At 71.3% G+C, this 21847-nt stretch carries 24 protein-coding genes and 1 pseudogene; 24 read left to right on the top strand and 1 reads right to left on the bottom strand.

The genetic code is table 11. From position 1 onward, the window contains the following. Positions 1-16: 16 nt before the first annotated feature. Positions 17-4030, bottom strand: a complete 4014-nt coding sequence (locus tag IPT68_RS24920) for a CHAT domain-containing protein (RefSeq protein ID WP_189696594.1) — start codon at positions 4028-4030, stop codon at positions 17-19. A gap of 135 nt (positions 4031-4165) precedes the next feature. On the opposite strand from IPT68_RS24920, the gene IPT68_RS24915 reads away from it, so the two are divergent. The 24 genes and pseudogenes from IPT68_RS24915 to IPT68_RS24805 all read left to right on the top strand — a co-directional run bounded on the left by IPT68_RS24915 (position 4166) and on the right by IPT68_RS24805 (position 21822). Then, positions 4166-4504, top strand: coding sequence for a CATRA system-associated protein (locus tag IPT68_RS24915; protein WP_189696593.1), 339 nt, complete (start codon positions 4166-4168; stop codon positions 4502-4504). Further along, the gene (locus IPT68_RS24910) at positions 4494-6044 is read left to right on the top strand and encodes a CATRA conflict system CASPASE/TPR repeat-associated protein (RefSeq protein WP_189696592.1); all 1551 of its coding nucleotides are present in this window, start codon (positions 4494-4496) and stop codon (positions 6042-6044) included. The genes IPT68_RS24915 and IPT68_RS24910 overlap by 11 nt, the downstream gene beginning before the upstream one ends. A gap of 714 nt (positions 6045-6758) precedes the next feature. Then, positions 6759-7361: a hypothetical protein gene (locus IPT68_RS24905; protein ID WP_189696591.1), complete on the top strand. Its 603-nt coding sequence runs from the start codon at positions 6759-6761 to the stop codon at positions 7359-7361. A gap of 67 nt (positions 7362-7428) precedes the next feature. Beyond that, the gene (locus IPT68_RS24900) at positions 7429-7827 is read left to right on the top strand and encodes a hypothetical protein (protein ID WP_189696590.1); all 399 of its coding nucleotides are present in this window, start codon (positions 7429-7431) and stop codon (positions 7825-7827) included. A gap of 2 nt (positions 7828-7829) precedes the next feature. After that, positions 7830-8162 (top strand): hypothetical protein, encoded by a 333-nt coding sequence (locus IPT68_RS24895; protein ID WP_189696589.1) that lies wholly within the window; start codon positions 7830-7832, stop codon positions 8160-8162. A gap of 46 nt (positions 8163-8208) precedes the next feature. Further along, a complete protein-coding gene (locus IPT68_RS24890) occupies positions 8209-9348 on the top strand; it encodes a hypothetical protein (protein ID WP_189696588.1) in 1140 nt (379 codons plus the stop codon). A 150-nt stretch (positions 9349-9498) separates the two neighbouring features. After that, on the top strand, positions 9499-9996 hold the full coding sequence (locus IPT68_RS24885; protein WP_189696587.1) for a hypothetical protein: 498 nt from the start codon (positions 9499-9501) through the stop codon (positions 9994-9996). Positions 9997-10097: 101 nt separating this feature from the next. Beyond that, positions 10098-10535 carry a hypothetical protein gene (locus IPT68_RS24880; RefSeq protein ID WP_189696586.1) on the top strand — a complete coding sequence of 146 codons (438 nt, stop codon included), beginning with the start codon at positions 10098-10100 and terminating at the stop codon, positions 10533-10535. Between the two features lie 80 nt (positions 10536-10615). After that, complete coding sequence (locus IPT68_RS24875; RefSeq protein ID WP_189696585.1) at positions 10616-11308, top strand: hypothetical protein; 693 nt, start codon at positions 10616-10618, stop codon at positions 11306-11308. 24 nt (positions 11309-11332) lie between these two features. After that, on the top strand, positions 11333-12112 hold the full coding sequence (locus IPT68_RS24870) for a hypothetical protein (protein WP_189696584.1): 780 nt from the start codon (positions 11333-11335) through the stop codon (positions 12110-12112). A gap of 77 nt (positions 12113-12189) precedes the next feature. After that, the gene (locus tag IPT68_RS24865; RefSeq protein ID WP_228039863.1) at positions 12190-12597 is read left to right on the top strand and encodes a hypothetical protein; all 408 of its coding nucleotides are present in this window, start codon (positions 12190-12192) and stop codon (positions 12595-12597) included. Between the two features lie 274 nt (positions 12598-12871). Further along, a complete protein-coding gene (locus IPT68_RS24860; RefSeq protein ID WP_189696581.1) occupies positions 12872-13255 on the top strand; it encodes a hypothetical protein in 384 nt (127 codons plus the stop codon). After that, positions 13252-14058 (top strand): DUF317 domain-containing protein, encoded by an 807-nt coding sequence (locus IPT68_RS24855; RefSeq protein ID WP_189696580.1) that lies wholly within the window; start codon positions 13252-13254, stop codon positions 14056-14058. Before IPT68_RS24860 ends, IPT68_RS24855 begins: the two co-directional genes overlap by 4 nt. A 28-nt stretch (positions 14059-14086) precedes the next feature. Then, complete coding sequence (locus IPT68_RS24850) at positions 14087-14443, top strand: hypothetical protein (protein ID WP_189696579.1); 357 nt, start codon at positions 14087-14089, stop codon at positions 14441-14443. After that, positions 14338-14697 (top strand): annotated as a pseudogene (locus IPT68_RS34850) (hypothetical protein); the annotation flags it as partial. The gene IPT68_RS24850 and the pseudogene IPT68_RS34850, both read left to right, overlap by 106 nt. A 61-nt stretch (positions 14698-14758) precedes the next feature. After that, the gene (locus tag IPT68_RS34845; protein ID WP_308438738.1) at positions 14759-15211 is read left to right on the top strand and encodes a DUF317 domain-containing protein; all 453 of its coding nucleotides are present in this window, start codon (positions 14759-14761) and stop codon (positions 15209-15211) included. Positions 15212-15470: 259 nt separating this feature from the next. Further along, positions 15471-15800, top strand: a complete 330-nt coding sequence (locus tag IPT68_RS34245) for a hypothetical protein (protein WP_228039861.1) — start codon at positions 15471-15473, stop codon at positions 15798-15800. A gap of 2 nt (positions 15801-15802) precedes the next feature. Next, a complete protein-coding gene (locus IPT68_RS24835) occupies positions 15803-15949 on the top strand; it encodes a hypothetical protein (RefSeq protein ID WP_189696578.1) in 147 nt (48 codons plus the stop codon). A gap of 21 nt (positions 15950-15970) precedes the next feature. Beyond that, positions 15971-16351 carry a hypothetical protein gene (locus IPT68_RS24830; protein ID WP_189696577.1) on the top strand — a complete coding sequence of 127 codons (381 nt, stop codon included), beginning with the start codon at positions 15971-15973 and terminating at the stop codon, positions 16349-16351. Positions 16352-16356: 5 nt separating this feature from the next. Then, the gene (locus IPT68_RS24825) at positions 16357-17184 is read left to right on the top strand and encodes a DUF317 domain-containing protein (protein ID WP_189696576.1); all 828 of its coding nucleotides are present in this window, start codon (positions 16357-16359) and stop codon (positions 17182-17184) included. A 66-nt stretch (positions 17185-17250) separates the two neighbouring features. After that, positions 17251-19047: a type IV secretory system conjugative DNA transfer family protein gene (locus IPT68_RS24820; RefSeq protein WP_189696575.1), complete on the top strand. Its 1797-nt coding sequence runs from the start codon at positions 17251-17253 to the stop codon at positions 19045-19047. A 60-nt stretch (positions 19048-19107) separates the two neighbouring features. Further along, a complete protein-coding gene (locus tag IPT68_RS24815) occupies positions 19108-19704 on the top strand; it encodes a hypothetical protein (RefSeq protein WP_189696574.1) in 597 nt (198 codons plus the stop codon). 31 nt (positions 19705-19735) lie between these two features. Beyond that, positions 19736-20596 carry a hypothetical protein gene (locus tag IPT68_RS24810; RefSeq protein ID WP_228039859.1) on the top strand — a complete coding sequence of 287 codons (861 nt, stop codon included), beginning with the start codon at positions 19736-19738 and terminating at the stop codon, positions 20594-20596. A gap of 398 nt (positions 20597-20994) precedes the next feature. Beyond that, positions 20995-21822 (top strand): DUF317 domain-containing protein, encoded by an 828-nt coding sequence (locus IPT68_RS24805; protein ID WP_189696573.1) that lies wholly within the window; start codon positions 20995-20997, stop codon positions 21820-21822. Positions 21823-21847: the final 25 nt, after the last annotated feature.

Below are 21847 nucleotides of genomic sequence, written 5' to 3'. Positions count from 1 at the left end.
GGAGTACGGAGTACGGTCATGGCCCTACGTGGACCAGCGAAGCCCAGAGTTCCGGTGCGTCCGGACGCCGTCTGCGGAGCTTGAGCACGGCCGCGTGCAGAGCAAGCCCCGCTCCAGCGGCTCCGGGGGGCGCGCTGACGCGTTCGGCCGCCGTACGCAAATGGTCGTAGAAGTACTCGGCGGTCTGGAGGGCGATCCTGCTGTTCAGGCTCCAGTGAGTCGCGATCACGTGCTGGAACCCCGCCAGCCGTAGCGCGCCAGCCAGGGTTACCGGTTCGTCGGGGTGGTCGATAGTGGCGCGCTGTGTCTGGCAGGCAGAGAGGTAGGCGAGATCGGCGCGGGGCAGGCGCAGCGCGGCGATGTCGCTGACGCGGATGGAGCCGCTGGTGGCGTGGTCCGAGGTGTAGAGAGTGCCGTTGAGCCCAGCCTGATCCTGCTCACCGTGGCCGGCGAAGTGGAACCAGTCGTGTGTCCGGAGAGCGGAAAGGATCGCGGCACGTGTGGCCTGTGCGTCCCGCAACTCTGTGCTTCCGGCCAGGAGGCCGGTCACCCTTGCCACTTCGGCAGCCGCCTCCGGCAGCGGGGGTAGTCCGGGCGCGCCGGGTGTCTCCGCCACTCCGACCACCAGGGGGTGCGGCGGGCGTCCGTCCCCTGCTGTGTGCCGTGAACGGGCAGCGATCAGGGAGCGGACGGTCGGTGTATACGAGCAGACGGCACGGTCCATGGCCATGTCGGGTGTCTGCCGGGTGTCGTACGGGTCCTCTGGAAGCGTGCCCGCCGCGTGCAGCGGCAGGCGGTTGAGCACACCGGTGGGGCACAGCCACAGATGGGGTGGCTGCGCCTCGGGGGGCGTAGCCTCGTACCCGAGGGATTCCAGCACCGGCTCGAGCAGCGTGCACCACAGCCAGTGCAACAGGTCGGTGAGGTAGGCGCGGAGCTCCTCCTGGGCGCCTTCGACGCGGTCGTCGACGTCCCTGAGGAGTGCGGCGAAGGCGTCCGCGCGCAACTCAGCCTTCCTCGGGTCGAAGGCCGGGAGCGGTACGACTCGTACGCCGCCCCCTGCCAGGACCAGTGCGTCACAGCGCAGGCTGCTGACGTTGTACAGGACCACCGGCCCGCGCTCCCCCGCCGACATCAGGTCGGCGAATCCAGGCGGACGGAGGAACCGTGCCATCCCTGGCAGGCGCCGCGCCAGCTCCACGAGATCGGTCCAGCGGTGTTGCAACTCCCGGCGCCGTGCGGACAGATGATGTGGATGCCCAGGACCCCGGCCCTCGACTGTGGACACCGCGAGTGCCCTGCTCAGTGCCCTGCGGACGTGTTCCAGTTCGTCCGCGAGCCGTCCGTCCCGAGCACGGACCTCGTCCAGGTCCGTGTTCATGTCCAGCGCGTGGGAGAGGAGTACGGCCCGGCCGTGCTCGAGGAGTTCCACGGCACGCTCCGGCTGGCCAGCCATCAGGGCCACGGCAGCAGCGTCGGACACGGTCGCGGACGTGCCGCCGAGTGTCAACAACTGATCTTCCCGCGACAAGCCGGGCCACGCCAGCTGGGGCAGGACCTCGATCGCGGCGCCGAAGCCCTCCAGCGCCTTGTCCCACTCGCCTGCCTCCACGTGCAGCCGCCCCCAGGCCAGGGCCGCCGCCCACCGCTCGTCCGGGGGTGCGTAGCGGTGCGTCGCGGCCCGCCGGTAGAGCGCAAGAGCCTCGGCGCGCGCCGATGTGGCGGGGGTGCCGTACTGCGCTCCGGTCGTCAGCGCGTTGGCGAGGAACATGGCGCGTGTCGCCCACCCGGGATGCTCCTCCTGACCCTCCAGTCCCAGGCGCAAGTGCCGGTGCGCCTCGGCGACTGTTTCGGGGTGGCCTCCGAGGAGTGCCCGGGTGTGCAGGGTCTCGCCGTACTGGGTGTGCTGGGCCGCTTGGGAGGTGTGGCCGGGTGGGGTCAGTTCGAGAGCCTGGTGCGCCGCCTCGCAGGCTGCGGCCAGGTCATCCGTGTCGCCGTGGTCGTAGAAGCGCGCCGTGAGGAGGCTGGCGTGCAGGCCATGCAGCATGGGGCGGTTGGAGGCGGTGGCCGGCGTCTCCGCCAGGGCCCGCAGTGTGATCTCAAGGGCGCGCTCGACGAGTTCCGGGTCCCGTTCGATGTTCCAGAGGGCGAGCAGGGCACGGGCCAGGTTGCGCCGGTAGTTGGGCTGGTGGAGATCGTGCGGGTCGGCCACCTCGACGGCACGCTGCAGGTGGGTGATGGCCTCCGACAGCACCGTCCGGTCTCTGGTGCTCTCGCCGATCTGGCTGAGCTGAGTACCGAAGTTGTGCAGCACGATCGCCAGGACGGACGGGCGGATGTTCGGGGCGTCGAGGGCCTGCCGGTAGATGCGCTCCGCGGCACGGCGGTCCTGGGGCCGGTCGGGGAGTCCCACGACGGTGGCGTGGTTCGACAGACAGGTGGCCCAGTCGGCGCTGTCCGCCATGGCGTGGTCCACCGCTGTCCGGGTGTGCTCCAGGGCGAGACGCAGACTCTGCTGGTCGCCCGTTGTCTCGTAGAGCAGTCTGTGCAGATCACCCAGTGAGGTGTGCAGGCGCGCTCCGTTGTCCGTCGCCAGCACGTGGCCCGGTGCGGCCAGGATCGCCTGGTCCGCGTTCGTCACCGCGTCCGAGAGGAGCTCCCGGTCTCCGGTGATCAGGTACAGCTGCATCAGTGAGATGCTCAGTGAGTTCTTCGTCCGCCAGAGGAATGAGGGAGCGTCGGCGGCCACCGCCAGCGCCGCCTCCTCATGCAGGCGAACGGCCTCCCTCAGGACGGCGGGATCCTCGGCCAGCAGTCCGTGACGGTGCCGTACTTCGGCGACCAAGTGCAGATGCAGGCCGTGGTCCGGGGCACCCGGCGGCAGCGACGCCAACGACTCCGCAGCCAGGCGTTCGGCCTCTTCCAGGTCGGCCGCAAGCGAGACTGCTCTGTCGTAACCCTGGATAAGCACCTGCGCCAAGTGGTATTGCACGTCCGTGCGCAGGTCGGCCGCCGAGGTGCGGGTCAGGGGGAGGGCTTCGTCGAAGGCTTGGCGTGCCGACCGCAAGTCGTCGAGGTCGCCGCGCAGTTCGAAGCGGAGGAAGCGCAGCTTCCCGCGGTACCGGAGCGCGCGGGCTCCTGCCTCGTCGCCCCCTGCAGCGCCTGGGTCGCTCCGCCACGCCTCCACAAGCCGGGAGGCCAGTCCCTCCGCCTGGCCGAAGACCGTCTCGTCCGCGGTGTGCGTGTACTGCTGGAGCAGGCATTCGCACTGCTTTCGGAGGCAACGGTGCCACGCCTCGGTGCCGGACTGCAGCGTCCGCAGGACACGGTCGAACGCGTCGAGTGCGAGGCGGTTGTCGGCCGGATCCGCGGTGAGGCTGTAGCGGGACTTTGCGCAGTCTCCCAGCAGCCGCCAGGCCAGTTCCGGTCGGTGGGTGTGGAGGAAGGGCTGCGTCACCCGCTGATGGCATTCGGCGACGAGCTGCTCCAGGGCGGCCGCGTCACTGTTCCGTTGAGCGAACGCGGCACGTTGGTACACGGCGTTCTCCCAGTGCTCCTCGGCGCGAGGGTCGTCGCGGCGCAGTCCCCTGGCCACCACGTGGGCCAGTTCGGCCGCACGAGCGACATCGGGCATCTGCGCCGGACCGGCATTGCAACGCGCGCTGTAGAGCCGGGCGAGAGCCGCGTGGAGGTTGATCCAGTCCAGGTAGGTCGGCGCCGGCGCCTGCCGCAGGGCCTTCTCCAGCACGTTGATCGCCTCGTCGAGGTCTCCTGGTGCTCCGGACAGGAGCCACCTCCCGTGCAGGTCGATGGCGAGCTCCATACCGAGGACGCACTGTGCGGGATCCGTGGGCCGGATCGCCGCGAAGGCCGCCCGGCGTAGTTCGGTCACCTCGGCGAGGACAGCGGGGTCCTGCTGGTTGCCCTGCCACTGCCGGGCCCGCGCCTCCGCCCGCTCCCGCAGACTCACCGCCTCCACCCGTCCCCCTTCGACGCCGAACACACGCCCGGCCAGTCGCCTCAGGTCCACTCTCCGAGCAGCCCTCCTGTACTGCCGAATACCTCGACCGGCATTCCTGCGCCCAGCCCTACCGCCGTTGCCATACAGGGAAGTTGGCACGATGTCATATTCTTGATCGGCTGTGCAGAATACCAAGGGGGACGCGTGCCGTACGACGACGAGGAGATCCGGCAAGAGGCCGTTGAGCTCTTGTCCGCGATCCACACCTGGAGGCTGACCTCCGAGGGCTGGTCCGAGGTGGAACGTCATCTCGACGCCCTCTCGGCCGCCGCCAAGAAGAACGACCCGATCGAGGTCAAGCGGGCGACGAACCGCCTCGAGGACGCAGTCGCCACCTGGCGGACACCACCACCCCGGTCACTGTCCGATGACCGGCCCGAACCGACGACAGCGCCGCCGCCAGTCCTGGAGCGCAAGGGCGTAGTGGTCCACGAGCTCGGCAGCAGGGACGACTCCGCACCGGACCGGCCCGATGAGCGCTGAACCACGGTTCTCCCGGGAGGCGTTGCAGATCCACTGCTTTCTGGACATCCCTCGTTTCCAGGCAGACGGACACGCCCGCCTGGCCGGGCTCTGGCAGGCATGCCACCGGCTGGGCATGGACCAGCCCCTGTCACCGGCGCCGAATCTGGCACTGCCCCCAGCCATCGAGGGCTCACCCGGCTTCCGGCGGCAGATGGCCAGGAAGCGCCAAGGGCCTGGCGTGTACGAGGCGATGCTCTACACGTACGGGAACACCCTCGGACTCGCGGTCATACTGGCACCCCCCGAGACGGGCGCCTCGCACACAGCCATGCAGACGGCGGCTGTGTGGACTGAGCTCAACGACGCCTGGGACCGCGCCTGCGCCCCGTCGCCATCGGGCACCAGGGACCCGCTCCTAGGCACGGTCCGCATTCACCGCGCTCTCGTCGAACCCGCGGCCGGCACGCCCCGCACCGATGACGAGGTGGGACAACAGTTGGCCCTGCGCCTCTCCGGGACGTCGGCCAGCAACCCGGAGACCCTGTCGGAGCGCGTCACCCTCGGCCCTGGTCTGTCCCTGTGGGAGGCCACCTCCGCACAGGCCGATCCGGTGGGCCGCGACCGCCGCTTCCTCACCACCGCGGCCGCGACGGACGACCAGGAGGAGCTGCTCGACGGCTGGGTATGGACCGACGGCAGCGGGCGGCTGGCTCCCGTGACGCGGTACCTGCTGCATGCCGCAATCGTGCGCCACCAGTACCGCGTACGACGGGACGCCCACCAGCGGTTGGGCCGAGAGCAGCAGGGGCTGCAGCAGGAGGCCAATCGGCTCCTCGACGACTGCCACCGGCTCCTCGGCGCGGGCAGCGGCAGGAACAGCCGACGCGCCCTGGCACGCTGGGAGAAGCTGGCCGAGGCGGCCCAGAAACTGCAGATCACGGACCGGCAGGCCGCCGTCAAGGACAGCCTTCTGCGAACGATGGCACAGACCGTGGCCATCGCCGCGGACACCATGAACGGCTCCATGATTGAACCGGGAAGGCCGGACCCGAGACCACTGGCAGCGGATGTCCAGTGCGCCGAGCGATTGTCCGAAGTACTGCAGGACGACGCGGCCGACGTTGCCACCACCCGTGAGTTGGTCTCCGAGGCCGTGCGCGTCACCACCCAGGAAGCCACGCAGCACCTGCAGAACCACCAGCAGTACGTGTCACTCGTTCAGACCTCGGTCATCGGCGGCCTGTTGATGGCCCTCACGGCTGTGCAAGCACTCGGCTACAAGCTCCCGATCCCGGCGTCGGCCCAAGGGCCGTTGATCGCCCTGCTGACCGCGCTCGCCCTCGCCTTGCCCACCGTCGTCCTCCGGCGCTGGCGGGGCGGAAACGGCGGACGCGGCGGCGCGCTCTTCGAAGTCGCGGGCCTGGCCGGAACGGGCGCGGCGGCCGGCTGGCTGTCGAGCCGCCTCCTCGACACTGGCCACACCGTGCTCTGGACAATACCCGGCGCCCTCCTGTTCGGCATCACCGGTACCTGGCTCGTCCGCCGTACTTTCCTCTGACCACCCGCCCCGTCCCAACCTGCGCCTGGGAAAATGCTGCCGGAAGCGATGGAGACTTCCCTGCCAGCAGTCCGACAAAGGCGAACAGACCGACTGCGGCCAGGAGTAAGTGAGGTCGGTTCGGAGCGCCCTGCCGGTGCTTCCACCGGTGGGTTTCCCCGAACCGCCTCCCGAACCCGGCGTGCCCGTCACCGAAGCTCTCCACAAGTCCCGGCGGGTTCACCAGTGTTCCTCACACTGTGCTCAACCATGGCGAGGGGATCTTCGTTCTCCGGACCAGCCTAGGGCTTGGTTATCTTGAGCAGTAGCGGCGCGTCAGCTCTTGGGGGTGAGAGGGCCACCGACACCCCCAACTCGAACGGCCCCAACTCGAAACGCAGCGCCCCACGGCCGCCCCTGCCGAGCGTCCGCAACATAGCCGACGATCGCCGGTTTGGGTAACCGGCGATCGCCGCGACCATTGAAGCTCACCCCTCACCCCGAGCTTCCCGCGGAGACCATGGAAAACGCACCCTTCTTGGAACCCCGGCGGCCCCCGACGCCCGGACCCGCTACCGGCAGTGACTACCGCTCAGAACCTGGTAGGCGATTCTGCTCGTGATCAGCCAACACGTGCGCTGCTCACCGGATGCGGATTCCGGCGTTTCCGCAGGCGCCGATGCTCACGAAGTCGCGCTCCCTACAGCAGCCGAGAGACGCGGCCGGGGTGGTCTGATGTCCTCCTCGATCACCCAGGCCACCTTTGATCACCTGGCCCGGCGTCTGGACGAGCTGGCCGCCGAGTTCCCCACAGGTCCCGAGGCCGTCGACCTGGTCACGCTCACCGACGACATCGGCACATTGGCCCACCATTTGCAGCAGGCCACCGAACGCGCACAGGAACGCTTCACCGCACCGGCCACAGTCCACCCGCTTGAACGCGCCGCCCTGGTCCGGCTGACCAGGGCCACGGCCGGCATCCCGAAAGCCCTCGACATCCTCGCCGAGGCCCTGACCTACGCCACGACCGGCTTCCAACGCGAGGCCGTGGCGGACCTCGCCCCCTCGCATCTGCGCAACGACCCCGAGGTTCTGCGGATCATGACGGCCGAGAAATACGCCGAGGCCAGTGCCCGGCTTCGCGAAACCGCCGCAGCCCTGCGCCCCACGCCCGGCCCGGCTGCACCTTCCCCGCCGCGGTCGGCCGTGCTACGGACGCACCCGCCTGCCCAGTCGCACGCCGCCCCGCCCCACCCGCTCGCCACACGGGACCACAGTGTCCTCGCGCTCCCGCCGGCCCTGCCCACGCCTCCCGGTGCGGCACCCGCGCGCCGGTGACCTGAGAAGAAAGGCCCCGCACCTGTCTGACCACTTCCGCTTCGGCGCCCACCCCGAACACGGCTTCGTGGCCACCGCCACCGCGAACATCCCCGCGCACCTGGCCCACTGGTTCCTCGTCCGCGAGCAGTTCGAGCCCGTCCCCGACACTCCGGGCCTGTACCGGCTCACCCGACCCGAACAGGACGGTTTCCGCCGCACGCGCCAGGCCGTCCACGACCTGCGCCGCCACGGCTACGAGGTGCAGGCTGATGACGCCCTCGACCCCGCCCTGACCGCACCCCCGCCGCAACCGGCGGCACGCAACGGGCTGATGGATCGCCGCGCCCGCATCGCGCAGGCTGCCGCCCGCTCCCCGCAGCGACTCTCCGTTCTGGAGACCACGCCCGGCCGGCCCATTCCGCAGCCCGCCGCCATGCCCGCGGTCGGCCATACCCCGGCGGCCGGCAACGGGCGGGGCCGGTGAGCATGAGCGACGAGGCGATCCGCATCACCCGCGGCCGGGGTGGCGAAGTCGAGGTCGCAGGCACCTTCGACGCCTTCGCCGCAGACGTGCTGCGCCGGGCGGGCTTCCTGTTCGAACCGTCCCTGCGCGGCCACTGGATCCGCCTCCCGTTCGACCTGGGACGCGACTGGGAAAACGAGCATGCGACCTGGGCCGCCGAGATGCTGACCGCCGCCCGCTACCCGGTGCACCTCGACCCCGACCTCCGCGTCCCCCGTCCCGGCCAGTCCACCCCGAAGCGTCCGTCAGCGATGACCACGCAGGCCCCGCCGGCAGGGCGCCGACCACGCCGCTGACAGCAACCACCAGGAGAAACCGATCCCCGACACCCCCACTCCCGCGATGAGCGAACTCTCCTGGCGAGCACGTGACTTCCGGCTGCGGATGGCTGTCATCGACCGTGAGGTCGAGACCACGCTCGACACCACACGCGACCGCCACGGGCGGACCATCCACCACCACGCCGCAGCAGCCGCTCGCGCCCGCCGCAACCAGGCAGCCATGCAGGCGTACGCCACCTGCCTCGCGCCACATGCTGACGAACTGCTGGATGCCGCCCACCGCGCCCTCGACGAGTTGCCTCCCGCCCGGCACACCACCGGGTGGCGGACCCTGCTCTACAGCCTCGCCACCTCCCACACCGAGATCATGCGTGTCCTCAACCGGCCCGCCGTACCCGGCTCGGCCGCCGAGCGCGAGCAGCACACGACCGTGTGGCCGCGCCTCACCGCGTGGGCGGACCACGGCTACATCGCCACCGACCTCGCCGGCCAGCGCCACCAGCCCGAGGCTCCGCTGACCGGCGAGGAACAGCAGATGTGGACCGAAATGGCCCAGGCAGCGCAGCGGCGGGGCGAGCTGGATCTGATCGAGTCGTGGTACGCCGCCGACGGCCGGCCGATCACCCTCGCCTACCTGGTCGAGGACGACACCTCGACCGTGATCGCCCTGGCCGGCGACCCGGACGCTCCGGGCTGGCAGGTCATCGGGCACTACCGCAACGAGTACGAGGCCGGCCAGTCGCTGCCCCCTGCGGTTCCGCCGGGCGTGCTGCGGCCGGACGTCTCCCGGTTCAACCGCCCGGAGCCCGCACCCGAGGTGTCGCTGCAGGAGCTGCTCCGGGACGTCGTCGAGGCCCGGGCCGCCGGTGACGTCTCCGAGGCCCTGCTCACCGCCACTCAGCACGGCCACGACGCGGGCCCGATGGTCCGCCTTCAGGAACTCCTGGACACCGCAGGCCAGTTCGCACACGCCCTGGAAACCGTGCAGGGGCGGCAGATCGCCGCCCGGCTCGCCGCGCTCGGCCGACAGGTCGACTTCCTCACCCGCGAAGTGCACGAGGCGGCCGAGGACCTCGGCGCCACCGTCGCCGTCCTGCCACCGCACCGCACCCCCAGGCCACGGATCCGACCGCGCCCCGCCCTGGACACCACGCCACCGTCGGCACCGTCCCGCACCTCGGCACCCACGCGCCACCGCTAGAGCACCGCCCAACCCGTACCTCGACCGCGCCAAAGGTTCCGCCCGGCGCGGCCGACGTCGCCGCCGCACCCACAAGGACCGGCGCGGCGACGGCTGCACCTCACCCATCCCAATGCACCCGTTTCTGATCTGATTTGAGGAGATTTGTCTATGACTGTCCGCCTGAAGTGGAACGTCGAGCACGCCTGCGGCCACGAGATCACCCATGACCTGTCCGACCGACCCGCCGACAGACGGGCGGGTTTCGCCCGCTGGCTGGCCGGCCGGGACTGCTCCGACTGCTGGAAGGCCGCCCGTGACGCCGATACCCAGTCGAAGGAGCAGTGGCTCGCCGCCAAGCGCGCCGAGGAGCAGAAGGCCGCCGCCGAGTGGGCCGAGAAGTTCGGCATGCCGCCGCTGGAGGGGCCCGAGAGGGCCCTGGAGTGGGGTGAGCGCTCCCGCCACCAGCTGATGACCGCCGCGCACACCGCCCTCGTTGCCGAAGGCGCCTGGGACGAGGCGGACTGGGCGGAGCTGGAGGACAAGGCCCGCGCGATCACCCGTGCCGGGTGGTGGCTGGACCAGCGGGATTCAGAGGGCCCTGACCTGCTCGAACTCCTCGACGCCGCCAGCGAGGGCGACCGCGGGACGGAGAACCCGTTCCGCTGACAGCGGCCGGACCATAGCCGGTGATCGCCGGTTAGCCAAACCGGCGATCCTCCGGACTATTGATCCTCCCACCGCCGCCCGCCCCGCGTGGAAGGACCCGCATGATCCCGCCGTCCTGGACGCCTCCGAACACTCCGCTACTCGTGCCAACGCCCGACCCGCTCACCCCCGCCCGGGACATCACCCACCGGCACTTCCAGGCCGGCGACCAGGTCGTCGTCCTCAAGGGGGTGGCCGGCGGGGAACTGTGGGGAGATGCCATGCGCGTGGTCGCCGCGTCGTGGCATACCCCGACCGACGAGGACGGATGGCGGCTGCGCGACGCGACCGGCGGCCCGCAGTCGTACCTCACCGCCCACCCCCGCTACCTGGTCCACCTCCAGCGCCGCTGCCCGGACTGCCTGATCTACCTGCGCGCCATGGAGGACTACCTCCTGCCGAAGTACGCCTCCCGCGCGGAGCTGATCGACTGCGGCTGGTACACCACCACGGCCCTCGGCCAGCTCGTGCACGTCAACGACGCCCGGGGCGGCCGGTGAGTCTTCCCGTCCGCCGCCCCGGCCGCGCCCTGGCCCTCGTGCGCGCCCGGAACCGGGCCACCCTGTAGGAGACCCGCGCTTTGCCCCGTGCCGACCGCTTCCTGGACATCCGCCGCGCCCCCCACTCCGGTGAGGTCCTCGCCCGTGGCGGAGACCCCGAGGCCCACAGCGTTCTCCAGCGCTGCGGCTTCGTGCCCGTCGTCCGCGTCCACGAGATCTACCACCGCGCGCCCGTCGGCCTCGACGAAGCCGAGGAGACCCGCCTCGCCATCGACGCCGTGGCCCGGCTGCGGGTGGCCGGCTACCACGTCGACTGCGACGAGCCGTTCGACACGAACCAGCGCACGCTCCACTATCTGCCCCTCGGCGCCCAGGTCGCCCAGCTCGCCGACCGCATCCGTAAGGCCGCCGCGACCGAGGACGCGGCCGAGGTGCTCACCGAGCTGACCGCCACCCACGACGGCATCCTCGCCGGCATCGAAGCGGTCCTCACCGCCACCGCGGACTTCCACGACAGCCTCGGCGACCCGGCCGATCCCCACATCGCCCGGCGTCTGCGCTACCTCGCCGATGAGCGCCTCCGCGTCATCCGCACCGACCTCGCCCACACGCGCGACGCGCTCGCCGACCGGCATGCCCCGTCCCCCGGCCGCAACACCTGCACCGAAGAAGTTCCCGCCACGGAACGCGAAGCCTCCGCCCTGTGCGCCGGCCCACCCCCGCCGCGCACCGTGCCGGCACCGCCGCCGACCGTCGCTGGCCGGCGCCGCTGACCCCGCCCCCTCGCTAAGGAAGACATGCACCACCACGAATCCGACTCCGATCCCGGTCGCCTCGCCTCGTTCGCCGATGTCCTCGCCGGCGAACTGCCCGGCACCTGGAGCAGTACCTACCACCCGCCGGAGCACAAGGACGACCTCGCCGAACTGGCCGACCGTGTCTGGGACATGGATCTCGTCGCCGAGTCCCTCGCCCAGCATCCGCTCCGGCACGCGGCCGTCCTGACCCGCGAGGACGGCGCCCAGTTGGTCGTCCTCGACCGGCACGACGAGCGGGACGGCTTCCTCATCGCCGCCGTCGCCCCTCGTGACATTCCCAGGGAGGCGTTCCGCGGGATGCGCGAGCCGGACGGCATCGCCCTGAGCGACGACCCGTTCCTGAGCTCCGAGTCCGTCGCCGGCGACCTGCTGGCCCGCTACGACGCCGCGCTCGCCCAGGTCCGCCACAACTCCACTGACCTGTCCCACGAGCCCGACAGCACCCGTCCGTCCCAGCTGGAGCGGGTCGTCCTCACCTGGCAGGCCGACGGCAGCCTCGCCGCCGCCCCCACCGCAGACACGGCCGCCGCTGTCCTGCTGGCCAACGGCTTCGTCCACGACGAGCAGACCGGTACCTACCGGCTGAGCGGCGACGATACCGCCGCCCAGGCCCGAGCCGTCCGCCAGGCCGGCGTGCAACTCGCCGCCCAGGGCATCACCACCGCACTCCAGCACCCTGCGGCCCGGCCCGCGCCCACGGCTACCACGCCGACGGCACCGCCGCCCCAGGCCCGCACCTCGAACGCCCGGAGCCGATGAGGCAGGACAGCGCCGAGCCTGCCGAAGCCGGGCGGCCCCGGAACTCCCCGCCACCGCTGAACAGGACCCCCCTGCCCATGGGCAACCGCGCCGACGAACACGGCACCGACGTCGGGATCTACCGCAAGGCCCTGTCGACCACCATCCACGCCGACACCCCGACCGACGCCTCCGAGCAGCTCCTCGACCTGCTCGACCAACTCGGCCTGGAGCGGAAGGAAGTCCGCACCAGTAGCCCCGTCTGCATCTGGCACGAGGCGCCCGCGGACCTCGACGCCGACGAGCAGCAGCGCCTCGCGACCCGCGCGATCCCGGCTCTCCTCATAGCCGGATACCAGGTCAACTGCACCCCCGAGGTGTTCGACGAGGCCGCCTACCAGCAGGCCATGCACGACATACGCGCCCGCCACGCCCGGCACTGGGCCCACAACCCCGCCCCGGCTCCCGCGGCCTCCGCCACCGCTTCGCCCCGGCATACCCCGTAAGCCCGAACGGCGGCCCCGGCACCCGCCGGGGCCGCCCCCGACCGCACCACCGACCGGAGAAACCCGTAGCACCCCGCACGCCCCCGCCGATCTCCCGCCACCTCAAACCACGCCTCGCGACCGCCCTGTTCCGCCGCTACCTGCGCGCCTGCATCCCCACCGGCCCCGACCGGACCGTCCCGCTGGCCGGCACACGCCCCGGGGCCGCCCTCGACGAGGCCCCGCGGATCGGCAACCGCCACCACCACTGACCCCGACCCTGTCCAGGAGGGCCATGCCCCATCCGACCCCTTACCCGGTCCGGCTGGCCGACGAGATCACGCGCCAGCTCGGCCAACTCGCCGATCAGCTCTCCCAGCTCCCCGCCAGTGAGGCCACGCAGGTCATCGCACGCGTCCTGGACCCCGCGGGCGGTGTCCTCGGCGGTTTCACCCACCTCGTCGCTACCGGCAGCGTCTTCGCCAAGAACCAGGCCGAACGCGGTGTCCTACCGGCGGAGGTGTGGCTCGCCCTCGGCCGGGCCGCGAACGAACTCGACTCCCTCGGCTTCGACCTCGACGAGCACGCCGACACCCTCAAGCAGTTCAGCGCCCGCCCGGCCGCCACGGCGGCAAAGCCCCCGGTCGCTGCGCCGCTCGTCGTACGGCGGCGCCGGTGAGGAGAAAGCAGTGGCAGGGCTGGGGGCCGGGCGAGCAGGCAGAGCAGCACTACCTCGTTGAGCCCCGTGCCCTCGCCGGCGGCGGCGACCTCCGGCACGTCTCCGAGTTCCTGCGCGCCTGCGGATGGCGGGACAAGTCCAAGCCCGGCGGCCCGCTCGTCCTCGACAGCCCCGACCGCACCATCCGGATCGGATACAACCCCCATGTCCTGCCGGGCGGTTGGACGATCCACGGCAAGGCCACCCACAGCCAGGGCGAATGGACCGTGACCCTGGGCCGGCAGACGCCGGTGGAGATCGTCGCCGGGCTCACCGACACCCTCACCCGCCCCCTCTCCGCGCACGCCCCCAACGTCTGGGCCCCGCTCCAGGAACAGCGCTGGAACACCACGCGCGATGCCAAGCAATTCGCCGCAGTCAGTCCCGACGGGACGGCGTGGATGCAGTTCTACGAGGACCAGTCCGGCCACGCCATGTGGTGGTCCGGAGCACACGACCAGCAGGGCAACGGCTGGACCGCGACCTTCACCGCCTCCACCCCCATGCACCTCGTCCAAGCCTTCTCCACCGCGCTCGCCAGCCCCGAACCCGTGATGCGTCCGCGGGGACGCGTCCCGCACGGCAGTCAGATCCGCACCACCTCCGTCTCCGTCCTCCCCTCCCAGCTCAGCGCCTGGCAGCAGGCCCGCGTGCAAGCCGCCCGCGCCGCCACCTGGGCCCGCAACTGGACTGCCAACCGGCCCCGCACCACGGCCCGCCCCCACGCCACCACCAACCACGCCCGCACCCGCACCCGCCGCTGACCGGTCCGAACCGTTCCCAAGGAGCCCCGTGCCCGCACTGACCCCGGACGACGTCCACACCGCCACCGAAACCCTGTCCCGGCTCACCGAATACCTGCGCGACACCCCCGACCCCGGCGAGGCGCTCGCCCTGGTCGAGCCGCTGCTCGACGAGTACGCCGGCATCCCCATCCAACTCGGTGACACCCTGCGGGCCCTCGCCCGCACCGTGCTCGACCACCCGGACACCCCGCGCACCCCCGACCTGCACGTGCTGGTCGCGAAGCTGCGCACGGCCGCGTGGGAGCAGACCGACCAGCACACCCTCCACTACGCCCTGGACAACCTGCGCGCCCTACTCACGAGCGCTTCCCCGAACACGCCGGAGTACTGCTGGTGCCGGTGACCGAGCGTCAGCTCGCCGAGTTCGCCGACAAGCACGCCTGGCGGATCCCGTTCGACACCAGTCCCCGCCACCTCGCCGGGCCCGGCGACGCCCGCCACGTCACCCACGGCCTGGTCGCGGTCGGATGGAGCCGCACGTCCGACCCTCTGAGCCCAGAGATCGTCCTGCGCAGCCCCGACCATCGTCACCGCCTGCAGTTCGACCCGCAGTCCGCCACCTCCGCCTGGTGGCGGCTGCAGGCCGAGGTCACCGACACCGAACCCGGCTGGTACGCCGAGTTCGGCGAACTCGTCCCCGCCGAGATCCTGGCAGGCGGTGTCCTCGGCCCTCTGGCTGCTCGACGCACCGGGCAAGGCGCACTCGCCGGACGCCATGTGCCATATCGAACTGCGCCTCCTCGACCACCGCGACACACCGTCCTGGCACATCGAGACCCGCGAGCACGGCCACGGCCATCCCGTGGGCCCCCGGATCTGGCATGCCTGGTTCGACAGCCGTACCCCCTCCCGCCTGGTGACCGCGTTCGTCACCGCGCTCACCGACACCGGCCCGCTCCAGCGCGGCATGTATGACCGCACCGCCCACTACAGCGCCGTGCAGGAGCCGAGCCCGCTCACCCCGCAGCAGGTGGTCGCCGCGCACACCACCCGACTTCGACGCCCTGCGCGCACGGGCACGCGCCGCTCGCCGCCGTCAGCGGCCGGCCACCACCACAGCCCCGGCATCACCACCGACGACCGCGACCGCCCCCGTCCGGCGCTGACCTGAGGAAGCCGCCATTCCCACACCCCCCGACTCCCACCGCGCTCTGCTCAAGCAGCTCCGCCGCTACCTGCGCGAGAGCAAGAAGATCCTCGACGCCTGGGACGCGTACTCCGACGAGAACACCGATCTCGACGGCTGGCCGTACGACGACCACGCCTACGGCCTGCGCGCCAGCCAGCGCGACGCCGACACCGCCAAGGCATTCGAGACCGTCCATGCGGGAGCGCACCATCTCCTCGCCACGGCCGAGACACAGCTCGCCGTGCTCCCTGCCCGCGCAGTGCAGAACCGCTGGGTCTGGCAGCTCGGCACCCTGCGCGACGCTCTCGACCGGCTCGTTGCTCTGCACGACCAGTGGCTGCAGACCCGCGACAGCCTCCCCGCCGACGCCCGGCCCGGCACCCCGGCGTTCGACGACGCGCTCGCCGAGTACCACGCCGAAGCCTGGAGCTACCTCGACGACTGGGCCACCCACGGCCACGCCGTCCACGACATCCACACCGCCGCCCGGCACGCCCCCTCAACCCTGGCCCCGCCGCCGACCGCGACCGCAGCCCCCTCCACCGGCCGAACCAACCCAGTGCGGAGGTGACCGTGCCCAAGACCCCCGAGACCCGCCAGATCGTCGACGGACTCCGGGAGGCCGCCCCGGAGATCGCGGACTGGCACGTCCTCCACTGGGACGTCCAGCGCCTGAACGCCCAGCCGTGCTCCATCCCCGAGCAGCCGTCCGGACGCTGAACCACTCTTCGAAGGATCTCCATGTCTTCAACCACCCTGCCAGCTCCCACCGTCAAGGAGATCGAGCAGGCGACTCACACCCTCGCCCGGCTCGTCGCGTTCCTACGCGCCAACCCACCCGTGGATGACGCCCAAGTCCTACTTGAACCGCTGTTCGACGACGACAACGGTGCTCCCGTGCTCCTGTCGGAGGTCCTGTGGGCGACCGCCCGCCTGGTCTCCGGGCAGGTTGCGGTTCCCTGGACGGACGAGACGAAGCGCATCCTGCGCACCCTGGCGGCGGCGTCGCAGGAGTTCAGGGCCTGGCATGTGCTGGACTGGGACATCCCCTACCTGGACAGCCTGGACTACGACCCGTACGCGGCAGCGCCCCACCGGACGCCCCGGCGGCTCATGCCGTGACCGGCATGGGAACCCCATACATCCCCACCCGCGCACAGGATCCTCGGCGCACCATCTGGTTCGAGACCCGCCCCCGGCACCTCGCCGGACGGGGCGATCCCCGACACATCACCCAAGCACTGCGCGCCGCCGGGTGGAAGAACCACTCCGACCCCGACTATCCCCACGTCGCGCTGGTCAGCCCCGACTACCGGCACACCCTGGTCCTGGAACCCCAACCGGAGCCGTACGCAGCCTGGTGGCGCATCCGCAGCGAATCCGACGAAGGGCGCTGGTACACGGAGTTCGGCGGCAACACCCCCGTCGAGATCCTCGCCTCGCTCACCGACGCCCTGCTCCAGCCCGCGCCCGAGACCACGCCGGACGTCTGGTCGGCCCTCACCTCGGCGGGCTGGACCTACGAGCGCGACGAGCACGGCAACGAGACCGCCACGCATCCGGACGGCATCCTGAGCCTGCGCCGCTGGACCGTCTCACCCAGTGAGCGCTTCTTCTGGACCGCGGAAGCCACCCTCACTGGCGGACTCGGCGGTCGCGACCGGCTGTGGCGCGCCTCCCTCGACGACGCCATGCCCCGGCATCTGATCGCCGCGTTCACCGCCGCCCTGGGCAGCGACGAGCCCGTGCAGCGCGGCATGTACGACGTCCCGCACTCCCACCTCGTCACCCAGCACCAGCGCGGACCGCAGGGCAAACAGCTCGCCGCCGCCCGCGAAGCACGCCTCAAGGCCGTCCGCGCCGCCGCCCGCAAGGCCCGGCGCAGCGCCGCGCTGCCGACGCGCAACGGCCCGGCCCCTGCCACCTCTTCCCCCGCCACAGTCCGGAGCCGCTGACAGAGCCGGGCGGACCACCACCGCCCGGCTCACCACCCCGCCCCCGCACCTCCTGGAACCGCCCTCGTGCCCCAGCCCTCCTCCAGCTCGAACACCGACGGCTACGACATGGCCTTCCGCGTCCTGTTCGGCGCCCTCGCCGTCGCCGTTCCCCTGTCCAACCTCGCCTGGCTCGGCGGCAACCTCACCGCCTGGGCCACCGCCTCCGGCCCCAGCGCCCCCTACCAGCCCGTTCAGGCTCTGCTGCATCCCGACCAGCTGTGGCCCGGCCTGGGCGAAACGTCCCTCCTGATCGGCACGCGCATCGTTCCCGGCGCCGTGCTGATCGCTCTCGGCATCACTGCCGCCGTGCTCTTCATGCGGCACAAGGGCGGCAGCAGCGGGCGCAAGAAGCGCGTCGCCGGGATGGCCAAGCAAGGGGACATCGAGCCCCTGATGTCCAAGGCCATCACCGCCAAGGCCCGCTCCCTGCGCCCGAGCCTGAAGGACGCCAAGCACATCGACGCCAAGGACACCGGCATCCTGCTGGGCAACCTTCAGGGCAGCCGCCACGAGGTCCGCATGGGGTACGAGGACGTCGCCGTTGCGATCATGGCGCCGCGCTCCGGCAAGACCACCAGTCTGGCGATCCCCTCCATCCTGAATGCGCCCGGCCCGGTCCTGCTCACCTCCAACAAGGCCGCGGGCGACGCGTACACGGCCACCATCGACGCGCGCGGCCAGGTCGGGCGGACGTGGTCGATGGACCCGCAGCAGATCGCCCATTCCACACGAGAAATGTGGTGGAACCCACTCGCCGACGCCAAGACCCTCGACGGAGCAGGCCGGCTGGCCGGACACTTCCTCGCCGCCTCCGTCGATGCCTCCCAACAGGGAGACTTCTGGTCCAAGGCCGGCAGCAACATCCTGAGTCAACTGTTTCTCGCCGCAGCTCTGGATGATCGGCCGATCACCGACGTGATGCAGTGGCTCGCGTTCCCCGCCGACCGCACCCCGCTCGACATCCTCCGTGACCACGGGTTCGCCGCCGTCGCCGCACAGTTGAAGGGCACCGTGGAGGGGCCGCCTGAGACGAGGGACGGCATCTACGAGACGGCCCGCCAGTACGCCGCCGCCCTCCTCAACAGCGAGATCGCCGCCTGGGTCACCCCGCAGAAGGACGTCCCCGCGTTCCGGCCGTCCGAGTTCGTCACGTCCACCGACACGCTGTACCTGCTGTCGAAGGACGGCGGTGGCGGCGCCAGTGCGCTGATCGCGGCGTGCGCGGACTCGGTCATGCGGGCCGCGACCGCCCAGGCCGAACGCGCCGGCGGGCGGCTCGATCCGCCGATGCTGGCGATCCTCGACGAGGCCGCCAACGTCTGCAAGATCAGCGACTTGCCGGACCTGTACTCCCACCTCGGCAGCCGCGGGATCATCCCGATCACCATCCTCCAGTCATACCGCCAGGGCCAGAAGGTCTGGGGGGACGCCGGCATGGACGCCATGTGGTCCGCCTCGACCGTGAAGGTCATCGGCTCCGGCATCGACGACCCGGACTTCGCCGACAAGCTCTCCCGGCTGATCGGCGACCACGACGTCGAGACCACCTCCACCTCCCACTCCGAGTCCGGCAAGTCGACGTCCGTGTCGATGCGGCAGGAGCGGATCCTGCCCGCCGACGCGATCCGAGCCCTGCCCAAGGGCACCGCGCTGTGCTTCGCCACCGGCATGCGCGCCGCCATGCTCGACCTGCGCCCCTGGTACCTGGAGCCCGGCGCCGACGAGTTGTCCGCCGCTTCCGCCCGCGCGTCGAAGGCCATCACCGCCCGCGCCATCACCAAGCACGCACCCCAGCTGGGCGACTTCGGCACGGCCGCCTAACTAACTGGGCTGTGCCACACCCTCGGATCGCGCCCACCGTCCCCAACTCTCCGGAGCAGCATGGCTCTGACCGACCACCACGACGTCTTCATCGGCTCGACCGGCGACGGATGGACCTTCGTCGTCCTCAACCGCCCTCTCCGCAACGCCGCCCGCATCCTGACCGGCGCGGGGTTCACCGCCCGCGAGCACCAGGGCCGCACCCTCTACCTCCTGCCGCCCGAGACTGCCGAGGACGCTCACGAGCGCGCTGGTGTCGCGGCCTATGGGCTCATGGCCCACACCCTGGACCTCGTCGACCTCGCCTGGACCACGCGCCAGCACGGCGCAACCCCGTCACGCGAGCCCGACGTGACCGTCCGCTTCACCGATCACGCGGTCACCGCGACCGCGGCCACGGGCCAGGCCGACGCCATCCTCGTCCAGCACGGCTTCATACCAGCGGGGGCGAAGCGGCTGTACGCACTGCCATCCGGACTCGGTGAACGCGACGTACTCAGCGCCGTTGTCCGCGCCGAGGCCCACCTCTACGCCGACGGGATCAGCGTGCGCATCGACCTCGGCATCGCGACCACGCAGGACATCCCGCCGGCACTATTTCGCCCCGGTGCCGCCCCCGCACCGCCGCCCACACAGGTCCAGCGGCGCAGCCGCTGACCACCATCCGCCTCACCCGGAGCACTGCACCATGCGCCAGATCGACCTGCAAGCCGAGATCACCCGCCTGCGGCAACTCGGCAGCGACTTCGAGGACTTGCACAGCGAGATCCGCTCGCTCGCCCTGACACCCGGCACCGACGCCCGGCAGCAGCTCACGGCGAAGATCGTGGACACGAACGAGCTGGTCCAACAGGCCATGTTCCGCCTCGCCACCCTCGACGGCAGCCAGTACACCGCCGTACCCGGCAGCCGTCCGGCTCTGGAACTACTCGCCTCCGTCGTCTCCGCCGCCAGTCTCGCCGCATCCGACTTGGCCTGCGCGCTGGAGGCCAACCCGCTGGAGGGCGCCCCCTTCCCCGGCCCGCCGGGCGCCCCGTTCCCCAGCTCGCCGGCCGATGACGCAGCCGTGCGCACGGCGCGGCACGCGGAGGCGGTCCCCGCCATGGCGGAGCACCTCGCGGACGCCGCCCACCACCTCGACCTGGCCCACACCGGCTGCTACTACCTCGCCGGCGGCATCACCCGGGACCTGAAGCAGCACACCGAACAGGCCCAGGCGACTTCAGCCCCACGGATCACCGGCAGCCAGTACGCCGCGCTGTCTGCGTTGTCGCAAGGCGGGGGCCGTCTCTACATGTCCGGCCGGAAAGGCAACCTCCGTGCCTCGACCACGGGCGGCATTACGCTCAACATCACTACCTTCAACGCCCTGAATGTGCGTGGGCTGGTCCGCGTCGACGCGACAAGGTCGCTGGTTCAGGGCCAGCGCATCAACGTCACCGCCGAAGGCGAGCGCGCCCTCGCCCAGCACAAGCCCACCACGGCCCCTGCCCGAGCAGCGGCCGTGGCTCCCCCTGCGACGCAGCAGGCCGCGGGACGCAGACGGTGACCGGCTTCGTCCCGACGGACCTCCTGGTCTCCCCGCGCCGCCTGGCCGGGCGTATCGCCCGGCACTGAAAAAGCCGACGAAGGCGGCGTTCAGGATGCCGACGAAGCGGGACGGCGACGCCCCGCCAACGGGGTGGCAGGCGAGGCGATCGTCAGCAAGGTGTCGTTGTCGTCGGCACGGTGCCGCCGCCAACGAGCACCACAGTCGTGCAGACATGCATCCGAATCTCTCGGCACACGGCATGCCCCCAACTCACCGCCCACATAAGCATCCTGAACGTCGTCGAGCACCCGGATAGGCCCTCTACGCATCAGCCACCACCAAGACCCGCCGCCTCTCCCTGCCCACCCGGCAGCAGCAGCCGGAAGACCCACCACGCCCACCGCCGAGAGGACACCGTGCCCGAGCCCATCACGCCCGACGACCCGCACACCTCGGCTCGTGACCTCCTGGTCAGCCCCGTCTACCTGGCCGGCCCCGGCAACCCCACCGTGGTCACCCGCCCGCTGCATGCAGCGGGCTGGGCTGAGGCACGCACGCCCGCCGGGCGGATGTTCTCCAGCCCCTGTCTGCGCGCACAGATCGCCGACCTTCCCGACGGCTGGACGATCTCCTACGCCCGCGAGCCGCTCGCCGTCCCCCACTGGACCGCTCATTTCACCCGTGACACCCCTGCCGAGATCGTCTCCGCCTTCACCACCACGCTCGTCTGCGGCCTGCCCGACGACCATCGTGACCATCGGCCCGGTGGTCCCCACCACACCCTTGCTGGCCCTGGCGATGTTCTGATCGCGCGCGGCTGGAGGGACGACCACAGCTCCCTCTTCCACTACCAGCACGCCCCGGACGGCCACGCTTACCTCCGCCTCAACCTCGGCGAGGCTGACTTCCACACCGAACTGGAAGGCGAGGTCTCCGCCGCCTGGACCCTGTATGCCCGCGTCGAGGCCGTCAACGGACCGCGCTGGTACGCCGACTTCACCAGCCGTACCCCCGTGCACCTGATCACCGCCACCGCCGACGCCTTCTCCCGCCCGGACCCCGTACGCCGCAGGCCGCGCGACCTCCCCAAGCGCCACCTGCCCTTCCTGACCGTCCGGTCTGCGGCGGCTCGCACCCATGCTCACGCTGCCCGCGCCACCGCCCGGTCATCGGCCAGCGCTGTACCCGTGGCCCGAACACCGGCGCACATGCGCCTTGCCAACCCCACACGATCACGCCGCTGACCTTCCCGCCCGGCCTCTTCGGCAC

Source organism: Streptomyces chromofuscus (genome assembly GCF_015160875.1).
Classification (GTDB): Bacteria; Actinomycetota; Actinomycetes; order Streptomycetales; family Streptomycetaceae; genus Streptomyces; species Streptomyces chromofuscus.
The sequence above is the reverse complement of the archived record's forward strand: the minus strand, read 5'-3'. Positions and strand labels throughout refer to the sequence as shown.

Coding starts and splice junctions, on each gene's coding strand:
- IPT68_RS24815 (WP_189696574.1), top strand. CDS start 19,108: ATGGCTCTGACCGACCACCACGACGTCTTCATCGGCTCGACCGGCGAC.
- IPT68_RS24885 (WP_189696587.1), top strand. CDS start 9,499: ATGACTGTCCGCCTGAAGTGGAACGTCGAGCACGCCTGCGGCCACGAG.
- IPT68_RS24910 (WP_189696592.1), top strand. CDS start 4,494: ATGAGCGCTGAACCACGGTTCTCCCGGGAGGCGTTGCAGATCCACTGC.
- IPT68_RS24810 (WP_228039859.1), top strand. CDS start 19,736: ATGCGCCAGATCGACCTGCAAGCCGAGATCACCCGCCTGCGGCAACTC.
- IPT68_RS24860 (WP_189696581.1), top strand. CDS start 12,872: ATGCCCCATCCGACCCCTTACCCGGTCCGGCTGGCCGACGAGATCACG.
- IPT68_RS24880 (WP_189696586.1), top strand. CDS start 10,098: ATGATCCCGCCGTCCTGGACGCCTCCGAACACTCCGCTACTCGTGCCA.
- IPT68_RS24865 (WP_228039863.1), top strand. CDS start 12,190: ATGGGCAACCGCGCCGACGAACACGGCACCGACGTCGGGATCTACCGC.
- IPT68_RS24890 (WP_189696588.1), top strand. CDS start 8,209: ATGAGCGAACTCTCCTGGCGAGCACGTGACTTCCGGCTGCGGATGGCT.
- IPT68_RS24905 (WP_189696591.1), top strand. CDS start 6,759: ATGTCCTCCTCGATCACCCAGGCCACCTTTGATCACCTGGCCCGGCGT.
- IPT68_RS24830 (WP_189696577.1), top strand. CDS start 15,971: ATGTCTTCAACCACCCTGCCAGCTCCCACCGTCAAGGAGATCGAGCAG.
- IPT68_RS24895 (WP_189696589.1), top strand. CDS start 7,830: ATGAGCGACGAGGCGATCCGCATCACCCGCGGCCGGGGTGGCGAAGTC.
- IPT68_RS24870 (WP_189696584.1), top strand. CDS start 11,333: ATGCACCACCACGAATCCGACTCCGATCCCGGTCGCCTCGCCTCGTTC.
- IPT68_RS24825 (WP_189696576.1), top strand. CDS start 16,357: ATGGGAACCCCATACATCCCCACCCGCGCACAGGATCCTCGGCGCACC.